This window comes from Nocardia crassostreae (assembly GCF_001613405.1).
GTDB lineage: Bacteria > Actinomycetota > Actinomycetes > Mycobacteriales > Mycobacteriaceae > Nocardia > Nocardia crassostreae.
In genome coordinates this window covers 115,625-127,672 of record NZ_BDCH01000041.1, presented here as the reverse complement: position 1 = coordinate 127,672, position 12,048 = coordinate 115,625, and the positions used below count along the sequence as shown (strand labels likewise).

Below are 12,048 nucleotides of genomic sequence, written 5' to 3'. Positions count from 1 at the left end.
CGAGATCGCGCTCAATATCCTGCTGGCGGCGCTCACCATTATCTTCGTGTTCGCGGTGGCGACCCTGCAGCCCCTGGCCATCTTCTCCAAGGTGAACCTGCCGGGCGTGCGCACTCACCAATGACGGCATCAGCGGCATCGTCATGGTGTCCCTGCTTGTCTGCCTCATCCCGACCACCATCGGCGCACTGCTGTCCGCCATCGGCATCGCCGGTATGGACCGCCTGGTGCAGCGCAATGTGCTGGCCATGTCGGGCCGCGCGGTCGAGGCCGCCGGTGACGTGAACACCTTGCTGCTGGACAAGACCGGCACCATCACCCTCGGCAACCGCCAGGCCGCGGCCTTCGTGCCCATGCCGGGCGTCTCCGACGACGAGATCGCCGACGCCGCACAGCTTTCCAGCCTCGCCGACGAGACCCCCGAGGGCCGCTCCATCGTGGTGTACGCCAAGAGCGCGTACAACAAGCGCGAGCGCACCCCGGGCGAGCTCACCGGAGCGACGTGGGTGGAATTCACGGCCCAGACCCGCATGTCGGGCGTGGACCTGCACGACGGCCACCAGTTGCGCAAGGGCGCGGCCAGCGCGGTCACCGAATGGGTTCGCCTCCACCACGGCGACATCCCCGAAGCGGTCGGTCAGGCCGTGGACGGCATCTCCGCCTCCGGCGGCACCCCGCTGGTGGTCGGCGAGATCAAGGACGGCAAGGCCCGCCTGCTCGGCGTCATCCATCTCAAGGACGTCGTCAAGCAGGGTATGCGCGAGCGTTTCGACGAAATGCGCCGCATGGGCATCCGCACCGTCATGATCACCGGTGACAATCCGTTGACCGCCAAGGTGATCGCCGACGAGGCCGGTGTGGACGACTTCCTCGCGGTGGCGACTCCCGAGGACAAGCTCGCCCTGATCAAGAAGGAGCAGGACGGCGGCCGCCTGGTCGCCATGACCGGTGACGGCACCAATGACGCGCCCGCGCTCGCGCAGGCCGATGTCGGCGTGGCCATGAACACCGGCACCTCGGCGGCCAAAGAGGCCGGGAACATGGTCGATCTCGACTCCGACCCGACCAAGCTCATCGAGATCGTGGAGATCGGCAAACAGCTGCTCATCACGCGCGGCGCGCTGACCACCTTCTCCGTCGCCAATGACATCGCCAAGTACTTCGCCATCATTCCGGCGCTGTTCGTGTCGCTGTTCCCCGGCCTGGACATGCTCAACATCATGCGGCTGTCCAGCCCACAGTCGGCGATCCTGTCCGCGGTCATCTTCAACGCGCTCGTCATCGTGGCGTTGATCCCGCTGGCGCTGCGCGGTGTGAAGTACACACCGGCCGCGGCCTCGAAGCTGTTGAGCCGCAACCTCGCGGTCTACGGCGTGGGCGGCATCATCGCCCCGTTCATCGGCATCAAGCTTGTCGATCTCATTGTCCAATTCCTCCCCGGGATGTCCTGATATGCGCATGTCAAGTTGGATCCGGCAGCATGTGGCGGCGCTGCGTGTGCTGCTGGCGCTCACGGTGATAACCGGAATCGTCTATCCGCTGGCGGTTTTCGCGGTGGCCCAGATTCCCGGCCTGAAGGACAAGGCGGACGGGTCGCTGGTCGAGGTGAACGGGAAGACGGTGGGCTCCAGCCTGATCGGGCAGTCGTTCACCGACGCCGACGGCAATCCGCTGGTGCAGTACTTCCAGAGCCGTCCGTCCGCGGCCGGTGACGGCTACGATCCGCTGTCCACCTCGGCCAGCAACCTCGGTCCGGAGCAGATCGTCGACTCCGGCCCGGAGGACACCAACCTGCTGACCACGGTCTGCGCGCGCAGCAAGGCCATCGGCGAGCTCGACGGCGTCGACGGCGCCCGGCCGTTCTGCACCCCCGGCGGGGTGGGTGCGGTGCTGTCGGTCACCGGCCCCCGCGCGGTCGACGGCGAGGTCGACCACCCGACCAAGGTGGTCAGCGTCAACGAGTTCTGCTCGGTGAGCCCGGACACCTTCATCCCCACCTACAAGGGCGTGAAGGTCGAATGCGCCGCCGAGGGCGAGGACTACTCGATCGGCCGGATCATCCCGATCCGCGGCAACGCGCCCGAAATCTCGCAGGTGCCCGCCGATGCCGTGACCGCCAGTGGTTCCGGCCTGGACCCGCACATCTCCCCGGAGTACGCGGCCATTCAGGTGGCGCGAATCGCCAAGGAGCGCAATATCTCCGAGGCCGACGTCAAGGATCTGGTGGAGGCACACACCGACGGCCGGACCCTCGGCTTCCTCGGTGCGCCCCGGGTGAACGTGGTCGAGCTGAATATCGACCTCGACGGCAAGTACCCGTTCAAGGGGTAGTGATCGCCGCCGAATGATTCGGCGACGCCGGGGCCACGGTCGTTTCGCTCACGAGAGTGACCGTGGCCCTCGGCATATCACGGACCGCATCCGGTGGGGTCGCGCAGTTCGGTGCACGGTTTGTTGCCGTACTTGCGCAGGATGTCCTTGCCTTCCTGCTCGGTGACGAAACGCAGGAACGACGCGGCGACCGAGTCGTCGGGCAATTCGCCGTGGCTGTAGGCGTATTCGACATTCCAGAACGGATAGCCGTTGTCGAGCAAGGCTTCCCGGGTGGCAGGCGCGCCGTCGATGGTCACTCGCGTGATGCCGGAAGCCTTTTCGGCGTCGGTGGCTTCGCTGTACCCGAGGGCGCCGGGCAGCGTGGCAATGGTCTCGAGCATGTCCTTGGTGTACTGTACCGAGCACGAGGCGTGACCGGGCGGATTGGTGACCTGGATGGTCCGGCAGGTGGCGGGCGGCGCAGGGGGCTGCTCACCACCGAGGATCCGCCTCAGGAAGGTCTCGCGGGTGCCCGACCCCAGCGCCCGATCGACCACGCGCACCGCGAGATCCGGCCCGCCCAGCTGCTGCCAGTTGCCGATCCGCCCCGCGTACAGGTCGCGAATCTGCGCGACGGTCAGATTCGCCACGGTGACCTGCGGGTGGACGATCATGGTGAAGACCGACATGGCCAGCGACCGGGGGAGCAGCCTGGCATTGGGGAAGGCGACGGTCTTGGGACCGTCGGTGATGGCCAGCAGCCCCGCATCGCCGAGTGGCTGCTTGTCGACGCGGTCCAGCCCGGATTCACTCCCGGCGAACTCGGTGACGATCGTTGCTCCGGGACAGACCTTTTCGTAGGCGTCCGCCGCCTCGGTCATGACGGGTTCGAATGCCGTCGAGCCGACCAGGGCCAGCGTCCCCGTGGCGCACCCGGCGCGGACCGGCTTGTCCGTGACGGCCACCGCGAACTGGATCGCGATGACGGCGACCAGAAATGCGATGAGCCCCAGCAGCGCCGGTGACGACCCGGTCCGGCTCCGGGTTTCGGTCACCCGCCCGCCCTTGAGCCCGCCCTCCACCGTCGGCGCGGCGTACTTCCCCGCTCCCGTGGTGCGCTCGAACAATACGAGGATCTTGTAATGGTCGCCGCGGTTCATCGGCACCTTCGGCAGGTCGAGCACGCCGATGCGCTTGCCGTCCACGGTTTCCTCGTGCGCGCCGATACCGCTGCCCGGCCGCAGGCTGTCCGCGAGCCCGCGCGGGCTGAACTCGGTGACCGCCATGCCGAGCACCCGCCGATCCGGAAAATGCAGGTGCAGACCGATGTGCTGCTCATCGGGCACCGCGTAGTCACGGGTGTCGACGGCGGTCGCGCCATTGTTCTCGATGCGGATCAGCACGATGGACAGATCGTGCAATTCGGGTGCGCTGCCATCGGTCGCGGGCGTGCGCAGCTGACCGAGCACGCCCGGCAGCACGTCGACCGAATCGGTGGGATCCTCGATCCGCCCGGTGACCGGCGTATCCATCTGCACCCGGTACCCCAGCCGTTTCCGGCCGACCAGCACGAACTCCCACAGAAATGCGATGAGCGGCACCGCGATACCGATGAGCGCGAGCACGATCTCGATGGACACGCCCTTCACCAAACCCCCGAATCGTCCTGTCTGACTGCATTGTCGGACTCCCTGCCCGCGCGATCACGCGCGGCCTCGAGTATTCGGCAACAGTTCACCACGGGGCCACCGACACTCCGCGGCGGCGGTGCGGGAGCGCGCGGCCGTAAGGATTCGATCAAGAAGCGCGGCCGCCCCGCATGGGCTCCGTCAAGAGCGGGCGGACGCCGCCGCGCCCCGCCATAGCGTCGGGTATCGAAGGGATTTCGCATCGAAGGCGAGGCAGCGGTTCCATGAACAACCCGGCGGAGGAGCTATCCGCATTGCGTGAGTTGGTGAATCACCGGGGCGTGGTGGAGCTGCTGGATCTGCTGGCGCAGCAGCCGCACACGGTCCGGGAGCTGCGGACCCGGCTGGGCATGCGGCGGCCGGGGGTCTCCCGCGTGCTGCGGGTCGTGGCCGCGCGCGGCCTGGTCACCGCGGGCCATGCGGGCAGCTGGGACGAGGCCCTGGAGCTCACCGCGCCGGTCCGATTGACCGGGAGCGGTTGGCGCACGGTCGAATTGCTGGGGAGCTTCGCGGTGTGGGAGGAGCTCTACGCGCAGTCGGATTCGGTGCGCGAGCTCTGAGCTCCGCTCGTTCCCGAGCTCACCACCAGCCGAGCAGGGGTTGCAGCTGGCGGCCGAGTTCGGGGGCGAGGGAGCGGGCGTAGCTCGCGGTGAGGTGATGCTCGTCGTGGTAGATGAGGATATTGCCCTCGACCACGGCACAGACGTCCGGTTCGCAGACGGCGTCATTGAGGTCGATGGTGTGCACGCGCGGGAAATCCGTGGCGGGCCCGGCGGCCGGGTTGGTCGCCGAGAGGGCGTCCGGGCGCTGCATACCGCAGCTGATGCGGTCCCCGCCCGCGGCCAGGCAGTCGATGGCGCGGTAGCGAATACCGTCGCGGCGCAACCACGGGGTATCGCGCACGGCGAGCACCTCGAGACCGCGATCGGACAGCTCCGACCACACGTCGAGATAGTCCTGCGGGGTTTCGTCGCCGCCGCTGTCGGCGGGGCGGGTGCCGGTGGTGAAGACGAAGTCCGGACGATCCTCGCCGAGCCGGTCGATCACCTCGCGGGACCAGTCCTTGCAGTCCGGATTGCGCTGCCCCTTGTAGCTGGGCTCCGCGGCCACGGTGAGCGGGCAGCCCATCTTCAGGTACACGTCGAGCCGGAACCCGTACTGTTCGGCCAGGATGAGCAGGGCCGGAACCCAGTGCTCGGCATGGGAATTGCCGACCACGGCGACCGAGCGCACGGCATTGGCGTCGCCGTAGGTGCAGGTGACGACCGAGCGGGTGTCGAAATCGGCGATACAGCCGTCGGCGGTCGGATAGGCGATATCGGCGGGGGCCTCCTCCACGGTGGGCCGCATCTGCGCGCGCGGCACCAGCGCGCCGTCGGTGAGGGCCAGTGCGCCAGGGTATTTCGCCGGATCCAGTTCGCCGACCGCATGCGCTTTCGCGCCATTGGTCCACTGCCACGCCATGGTGGAGCCGAGCACCAGCGCACCGGTGGCCGCGACCGCCACGCCGATGAGCAGGCGCGGGCGCGCCGCCACCGTGGGCCGTTTGCGCACCCGCAGCGGCTCTTCGATCCAGCGCTGCGTGGCGTAGGCGAGCACGAAGGAGACCGCGATGACGGCCAGCCCGCCCAGCGCTCCGGCGCTGCGCTGGTGCCGCTCGCCCAGATAGAAAATGAGAATCGGCCAGTGCCACAGGTACAGCGCGTACGCGAACGCGCCGAGCCGCACCATGGGCGCAGTGGCCAGCAGGCGATTGACCGTCGGCTGCGCTCCGGTGCGCAGGCCCGCGCCCGACGCGATGAGCGCGACCGTCGCCAGCACCGGCAGCAGTGCCGCCGGTCCCGGGAACTGCGCGGACCCGTTGACCAGCCATCCGCAGGCCACGATGGCGGCAATGCCGAACCAGGCCAGGGCTTCTCGCACCGGATTGGGCAGCCGCAGCAGCGGCGCGATCATGGCCAGCAGCGCGCCGGTGAGTGGTTCCCAGGCGCGCGCGAAGGTGTCGTAGTAGTTCCAGCCCTGCTGGGTCGAAACACCGTGGGCCGCATAGGCGAAGGACAGTGCCGCCAGCACGCCGAACAGCACCGCCAATGCGATGCGCAGGGTGTCCGGCTGCCCGGTGCGGCGCAGTATCCGGTTGGCGCGCAACAGCACCGGCATGGGCGCGTAGCGTGTGAGGGTGGCGCGGCCGGTCCGGTTCAGCCAGGCCACCGTCGCGATGAGCATCAGCAGTCCCAGATAGCACTGCCCCTGCACCGACATCGACCACAGATGCTGCAGCGGGCTCACCGACGGATCGGCGGCCAGATAGTCCGACCAGGACAGCGCCAGGTACCAGTTCTGGTAGTAGAACAGCGAAGCCAGGGTCTGCGCCGCGATATCCGACCAGCGCGTGTGCGGCAGCAGCGCCACGGTCGCGATCACCACGGCCGCCAGCACCACCACCATGGCGGGCAGCAGCCGCCGCAGCGTGCGCTTGACGGTCGCCGCCACCCCGACCGGCCCGCCGTCGGCGCGGCGCAGCAGCATGCCGGTGAAGAAGAAGCCGGACAGCACCAGGAAGACGTCCACACCGCCGGACACCCGCCCGAACCAGATGTGGAAGATCACCACCAGGGCGATGGCGATACCGCGCAGCCCGTCCAGATCCAGCCGGTAGGCGGAGCCGCCGCCGGAGTCCGGTCCCGCGGTGGCGTCGCGGTCCGGTGCTGACGAGGACTGATCGGTACGGAATATGGCCATGGCGGCGACCATTCTGGTATCCGGTGGCAGGAAACTCCCAATCGCCACACCCGAGGTGACCGGAATGTGGCCTTTGTCCTGGTCAGGCGAATGCAAAATAGCGCAGCCAGAGGTAAGGAACGGCCACCGCGATAGTGATCGTGGTCACGACAATGCCCTTCCTGGTGAATTCCCAGAACGAGATGGGATGGTCGGATCGTTTGGCGATGCCGAGCATCACCACATTCGTGCTGGCCCCGACTGCTGTGAGGTTGCCGCCGAAATCCGCGCCGATGGCCAGCGCCCACCACAGCGCACCGGCCTGCGCCTGGTGATCCATGGGTTCCACCAGGTCGGCCACCAGAGGGCTCATGGTCGCCACGTACGGGATGTTGTCGATGACACCCGACAACAGGGCCGAGACCACCAGGATCAGCATGGTTGCTGCGAGGGCATTGCCGCCGGTGACTTCGGTGGCGTATTTCGCGAGTCGGCCGATGACGCCGGTTTTCACCAATGCGCCGACCATGACGAACAGGCCGACGAAGAACAGCAGGGTTTCCCATTCCACCGCCGACAGGTAATCGCGTTGCGGCAGACCGGAAATCAGCACGAGAATTCCCGCGCCGAGCAAAGCCACGATGGACGGTTCGATATGGAATATCGAATGCCCTAGGAAGCCCACGAATACGGCGGCGAGCACGATTCCGCTCTTGATCAGCAGTTTCGGATCACGAATGGCCTCGCGCTCGTTCAATTGCATGATGTCGGCGGCGCGCGCCGGATCGACGTCGAACGCGCCGCGGAACAGGCGCGGCAGCACCAGCACGAATACGCCCAGCGCGATGAGCACGATGGGGCTCATATGCCAGATGAAGGTGTTGAACCCGATATCCGCCCGGCTGGCGATGATGATGTTGGGCGGATCGCCGACAATGGTCGACGCGCCGCCGATATTGGAGGCCAGGACCTCCGCGATCAGGTACGGGGTGGGCGGCACGTCCAGGCGTTCGCACACCAGCAGCGTCACCGGCGCGATGAGCAGCACCGTGGTCACATTGTCGAGGAAGCCGGAGGCGGCCGCGGTAATGAGCGCCAGCAGGATCATGACCCGCAGCCCGGAACCCCTGGCGCGCTTGGCCGCCCACACCGCCGCGAACTCGAAGATACCGGTCTGCCGCAGCACGCCGACGATGATCATCATGCCGAGCAACAGGAAGATGACATCCCAGTCGATGCCGGTCTCGTGCGAGTAGAAGACATCATCGGCGCCCGCAATGCCGAGCGCCACGATGACGCCCTCCCCGGCCAGGGCGGCGGTGGTCTTGTGAATGCGCTCGGAGGCGATCAGCACATACGCGATCGTGAAGACCGCGATGGCGACGACGGCCATCGCGACCGCCCCGGCGGGCTCAGTTGTTCAGCGCGACTTCCAAAAGCCGCGAGGCCGTGATCACGCCGAGCAGCTTCTTGCCGTCCATGACGGCGACCAGCGGCGTCTTGTATCGCGCCATGAGCGCGGCCACCTCGATAATGTTGTCGTCGGCATTCGCGGCGGGGAGCTTGCTCAACCGCTCCGGAATCACATCCCGGACCTTCTTGCCGCGCAACCGATTCGCCACCTGCGAGCACATGGTCTCGTTGAGCACCCCGGCCAGCGAGGGATCGTCCTGGACGTATTTGGGCACGATGAACAGCACCGCCGTCGAGGCGGGTAGCACCGCGCACGGCGAGCCGTCGGCGTCGGTGACCAGAATTCCGGGTAGCCGATGGTTCGCCAGCAGTCTGGCCGTGTCCATCGCATCGGAGTCGAGATCGATTACCGGATAGTCCTCGGCCATCTGCGCGGCATGCATACTCGCAGGATACGACGCTGCACCCGGCTGTCACGGGAGCAGAATACGTCAAGATCGAATTCCGGCCGCGCATCGAGAACTCCCAGGTCGATTCGTGGCGAGCCCAGCTCAGGACCCACCTGCCGACCAGACTTCCCGGCGCACCTGATGTAAAGATGCCGTAAGCGACCGCCGCACAGCAAGTCGCGCACACCGGAACGGACCGGCCGCGGCGGGCCGGTCCGTCGCCGGGAACTCACGGGAACTCAGTAGCCGCCGGGCTGCAAGAGCAGCGGGACGCCGATCCGGTTCCACAGATTGATCTGCGCGGTAATGGCGACCAGGCCGCCGCGCTCGCCCTCGTCGAAGTGCTTCTCGACGCCGGACCAGATCTCGTCGCTCACCCCGTGCACGCCGAGCCGGGTCGCGGCCTCGGCGTAGTCGAGCGCGGCGCGCTCGGCATCGGTGAACAGCTTGGACTCCCGCCAGGCATCGAGGTGGTAGATCCGCTGTTCGGTCTCGCCCTCCTTGCGGGCCTCGGTGGTGTGCATATCGATGCAGAACAGGCACCCGTTGATCTGGGAGACCCGGATCTTCACCAGCTCCCGGACGGTGGCGTCGAGCGGGCCCTTGCGAATGGCCATCTCGGCCTGCGCCCAGGCCTTGTAGACCTCGGGCGCGATCTGGGGGAGGTTGAGTCGTGACATGTGCTCGTCCTTTCTCGTCGGTACACAACAAGGACGCGGCGGGCCGCGCGGGCGTGACGGGCGGCCGCTGTGGGGCCGGTCACGTCGTGTTCGCCCGGCAGCGATCCGGAATCGGATTACCCTCGGCGGCATGCCTATGGCCGATCTCGGGGCGAAGCTGCTGCGGACGCGATCGTTCGTGCGAGCGCCCATCTGGTTGTTCCGGGCCCGGCTCGGATTCCTGTTCGGGGGCAGGGTGTTGGTGCTCGAGCACATCGGCCGGAAGTCGGGGGAGCGGCGCTATGTCGCCCTCGAATCGGTGGAGCGGCCGGATGCGAACACCGTGATTCTCGCCTCCGGCTTCGGCGCCGGATCGCAGTGGTACCGGAATCTCGAGGCGAACCCGCGGTGCCGGGTGAGCATCGGCTTCCGCAATCAGGTGCCCGCCACCGCGCGCATGCTCACGCCGGACGAGGCGAAACCGGTCATGGCCGAATACAAGACGGCGCATCCGGCCGCCTACAAAGAGCTCGGCGGGATCATCGAGCAGGCCATCGGCGGGGATATCGACGATGTGCCCCTGGTGGAGTTGACGCTGGCTAAGCGGTGAGTTCGTACACCCGGTACGGGCTGCGGATCACCGGATAGGCGACATTGCGGACCTCGACGCCGCCCGCTGTGCGGCCGAATTCGGTACCGGCGTGGGCGTGTCCGTGGATTGCGAGGGCCGCGCCGCCCGCGTCGACGGCCTCGCCCAGGTCGGCACAGCCCAGGTGCGAGTAGATGCCGGTCGGTTCACCGGTGAGGGTCTCCAGAATCGGCGAGAAGTGGGTGAGAGCCACGCGCACATCGCAATACAGGTTCTCCAGTGCCGTGCGCAGTCGGCCCGCATCGATGGGGCCGCGGCGGAAGCGTTCGCGATGTTCCTCGGTACCCTCATCGGGATTGCCCGGATAGCCCGGGAAGCCGCCGCTGCCGCCCACCACACCGGCGATGCAGAGCCGAATGCCATTGAGCTCCAGCACCGTGGCGTCGCCGTCGAGGACGCGCACACCGCGCTCGGCGAGCATTTCGGCAATGCGCGGGCCATCGCCGCGCTCGTAATCGTGATTGCCGAGCACCGCGACCACCGGCACCGGCAGCCCGGAGACCTCCCCGCCTACCGCGCCGCCCGCGCGCAGCGTGCCGCCATTGGTGAGATCCCCCGCGAGCAGCAGCACATCGGCGTGCTCGGCCAGCTTCTGGAACGCGGGCCGGAACCGCCCGATGCTCTTCTCGGTCATGTGCAGATCCCCGATGGCGGCGATGCGCACGACGCGGCCATTGCCGCTATTGCTCCCCATACCCGTCAATCAGCCACAGACAGCCCGCCCTGTCAACGCCATTACCCGGGCCGGTCGCGATGCTGCCACCCGGAAGGGTTGCTGCGATTCTGCGAAAGACGACCATGCGGACAATAATTCGCCTGTGCAAGGAGTCTTCTGGATCGCGCTCGGTGTGCTGTTGTTCGTCATGGGACCCGCATTGGCGGTGGTGATGGTGGCCGCCGTGCGCCGCTCAGCGCGACAGGAGCTGGCGGCCAGGCGATCCCCGACCCGAAACGCTGCCCGAATGCCCGTGGCCGCCACCCGCGCCACGCGGCACTGAGCGGCGACCGGCTCGCCCGTCGCCGAAACCGGCCGGGTCCTACGGGCGGGTCAGTGCCGCGTAGCGGGCGATGTGCTGGTCGGTGCTGCCGTATTCGTGTCGAACGGCGGTGAGGCGCTTGAAGAAATGGCCGATGGCCAGTTCTTCGGTCATGCCCATGGCGCCGTGCAGCTGGACCGACTCCTGGCCGATGAGGCGGGCGGCGCGGCCGATGGTGGCCTTGGCGGCGGAGGCGGCCTTGGCTCGGTCGGCGGGGCGGCGTCCAGTTTCAGGGTGACCAGATAGGTTGCGGCAATGGCCTGTTCCAGTTCCAGGTGCATGTTCACCATGCGGTGCTGTAGCGCCTGGAAGCTGGCGATGGGGACGCCGAACTGCTGGCGCTGCTTGGTGTATTCGACGGTGTCGGCCACGACCTTGCGCATGATGCCGACCGCCTCGGCGCAGACCGCGGCAATGGCCTCGTCCAGGGTTGCGGCGACGGCGTCGGCGGCATTGGCGAGCAGTAGCGCGTCGGCGGGCAGGCGCAGACTCTCGAGGGTGAGGTCGGCGACGCGGCGTTCGTCGATGGTGCGGTAGCTGCGCGCGGTCAGCCCGGCGGGCGGATCGGCCGGATCGAAATCCACTGCGAACAGGGCGATATCGCCGCCGTCCAGGCGGGCGGTGACCAGCAGGTGGGTGGCCAGCGGGGCGGCGGTGACCATGATCTTGTCGCCATTGAGGATCCAGTCCTCGCCGTCGCGGCGGGCGGTGGCGGCGACCTTGGCGTAGTCGTGACCCGAGCGCGGTTCCAGGGCGGCGAAACCGGTGACGACCTCACCGGCGGCAATGCCGGAGAGCAGATCCTCGGCGCGCTTGCCCATGGCGCGGCGCAGCAGGCCGACGCCGACGACCACGGTGTCCACATACGGTTCGACCACCAGCGCGCCGCCGAGGGCCTCGGCGATGATCATGGTCTCGACCGGTCCGCCGCCCACCGATTCCGGCAGGCTCGCGCCCAGAATGCCGACCTCCTCGGCCAATCCGCGCCAGATCTCCGGCTGCCAGCCCGCGCCGGTGCGCGCCGCGGCCCGGCTGGATTCGAGGTCGTAGCGGGCCGCGAGAAACTCCGTGACGGTATCGCGGAGCATGTCCTGTTCGGGGGTGAAAGAGAAGTCCATG

10 protein-coding genes and 2 pseudogenes are annotated in these 12,048 nt (G+C 67.7%); 5 read left to right on the top strand and 7 right to left on the bottom strand.

Going from position 1 to position 12,048, the window contains the following annotated elements:
- Positions 1-1,451: pseudogene (kdpB, locus tag NC4_RS36115) on the top strand (potassium-transporting ATPase subunit KdpB); the annotation flags it as partial.
- Between the two features lies 1 nt (position 1,452).
- The gene (locus NC4_RS36110; RefSeq protein ID WP_067548167.1) at positions 1,453-2,331 is read left to right on the top strand and encodes a potassium-transporting ATPase subunit C; all 879 of its coding nucleotides are present in this window, start codon (positions 1,453-1,455) and stop codon (positions 2,329-2,331) included.
- A 77-nt stretch (positions 2,332-2,408) separates the two neighbouring features.
- On the opposite strand, the gene NC4_RS36105 is transcribed toward NC4_RS36110, so the two are convergent.
- Complete coding sequence (locus tag NC4_RS36105; protein ID WP_245722160.1) at positions 2,409-3,953, bottom strand: substrate-binding domain-containing protein; 1,545 nt, start codon at positions 3,951-3,953, stop codon at positions 2,409-2,411.
- Positions 3,954-4,225: 272 nt separating this feature from the next.
- Here NC4_RS36105 and NC4_RS36100 point away from each other — a divergent pair, with 272 nt between their 5' ends.
- Entirely contained in the window at positions 4,226-4,561 is a 336-nt protein-coding gene (locus tag NC4_RS36100) for a MarR family transcriptional regulator (RefSeq protein ID WP_084530110.1), read from the top strand.
- A 19-nt stretch (positions 4,562-4,580) separates the two neighbouring features.
- Here the strand turns inward: NC4_RS36100 and NC4_RS36095 are convergent, their stop codons facing one another.
- From NC4_RS36095 to NC4_RS36080, 4 genes are all read right to left on the bottom strand, one after another.
- Entirely contained in the window at positions 4,581-6,743 is a 2,163-nt protein-coding gene (locus NC4_RS36095) for an acyltransferase family protein (protein ID WP_157555431.1), read from the bottom strand.
- 82 nt (positions 6,744-6,825) lie between these two features.
- Positions 6,826-8,115, bottom strand: coding sequence for an ArsB/NhaD family transporter (locus NC4_RS36090; RefSeq protein WP_067548161.1), 1,290 nt, complete (start codon positions 8,113-8,115; stop codon positions 6,826-6,828).
- A gap of 19 nt (positions 8,116-8,134) precedes the next feature.
- On the bottom strand, positions 8,135-8,578 hold the full coding sequence (locus NC4_RS36085) for a CBS domain-containing protein (protein WP_067548158.1): 444 nt from the start codon (positions 8,576-8,578) through the stop codon (positions 8,135-8,137).
- A 245-nt stretch (positions 8,579-8,823) separates the two neighbouring features.
- Positions 8,824-9,264, bottom strand: a complete 441-nt coding sequence (locus NC4_RS36080) for a carboxymuconolactone decarboxylase family protein (protein ID WP_067548155.1) — start codon at positions 9,262-9,264, stop codon at positions 8,824-8,826.
- A 136-nt stretch (positions 9,265-9,400) separates the two neighbouring features.
- Here NC4_RS36080 and NC4_RS36075 point away from each other — a divergent pair, with 136 nt between their 5' ends.
- Positions 9,401-9,853, top strand: coding sequence for a nitroreductase family deazaflavin-dependent oxidoreductase (locus NC4_RS36075; protein WP_174566919.1), 453 nt, complete (start codon positions 9,401-9,403; stop codon positions 9,851-9,853).
- On the opposite strand, the gene NC4_RS36070 is transcribed toward NC4_RS36075, so the two are convergent.
- The gene (locus tag NC4_RS36070; protein WP_067548149.1) at positions 9,843-10,586 is read right to left on the bottom strand and encodes a metallophosphoesterase family protein; all 744 of its coding nucleotides are present in this window, start codon (positions 10,584-10,586) and stop codon (positions 9,843-9,845) included. The genes NC4_RS36075 and NC4_RS36070 overlap by 11 nt on opposite strands.
- 124 nt (positions 10,587-10,710) lie before the next feature.
- Between NC4_RS36070 and NC4_RS36065 the strand changes: the two genes are divergently transcribed.
- Positions 10,711-10,890 (top strand): hypothetical protein, encoded by a 180-nt coding sequence (locus NC4_RS36065; protein WP_067548146.1) that lies wholly within the window; start codon positions 10,711-10,713, stop codon positions 10,888-10,890.
- Between the two features lie 39 nt (positions 10,891-10,929).
- Here the strand turns inward: NC4_RS36065 and NC4_RS36060 are convergent.
- Positions 10,930-12,047, bottom strand: a pseudogene (locus NC4_RS36060) (acyl-CoA dehydrogenase family protein).
- Position 12,048 lies beyond the last annotated feature (1 nt).

Excerpts from the sequence above, each read along its gene's own strand:
- NC4_RS36110 (WP_067548167.1), top strand. The coding sequence starts at position 1,453 with ATGCGCATGTCAAGTTGGATCCGGCAGCATGTGGCGGCGCTGCGTGTG.
- NC4_RS36100 (WP_084530110.1), top strand. The coding sequence starts at position 4,226 with ATGAACAACCCGGCGGAGGAGCTATCCGCATTGCGTGAGTTGGTGAAT.
- NC4_RS36095 (WP_157555431.1), bottom strand. The coding sequence starts at position 6,743 with ATGGCCATATTCCGTACCGATCAGTCCTCGTCAGCACCGGACCGCGAC.
- NC4_RS36090 (WP_067548161.1), bottom strand. The coding sequence starts at position 8,115 with ATGGCCGTCGTCGCCATCGCGGTCTTCACGATCGCGTATGTGCTGATC.
- NC4_RS36085 (WP_067548158.1), bottom strand. The coding sequence starts at position 8,578 with ATGCATGCCGCGCAGATGGCCGAGGACTATCCGGTAATCGATCTCGAC.
- NC4_RS36080 (WP_067548155.1), bottom strand. The coding sequence starts at position 9,264 with ATGTCACGACTCAACCTCCCCCAGATCGCGCCCGAGGTCTACAAGGCC.
- NC4_RS36075 (WP_174566919.1), top strand. The coding sequence starts at position 9,401 with ATGGCCGATCTCGGGGCGAAGCTGCTGCGGACGCGATCGTTCGTGCGA.
- NC4_RS36070 (WP_067548149.1), bottom strand. The coding sequence starts at position 10,586 with ATGGGGAGCAATAGCGGCAATGGCCGCGTCGTGCGCATCGCCGCCATC.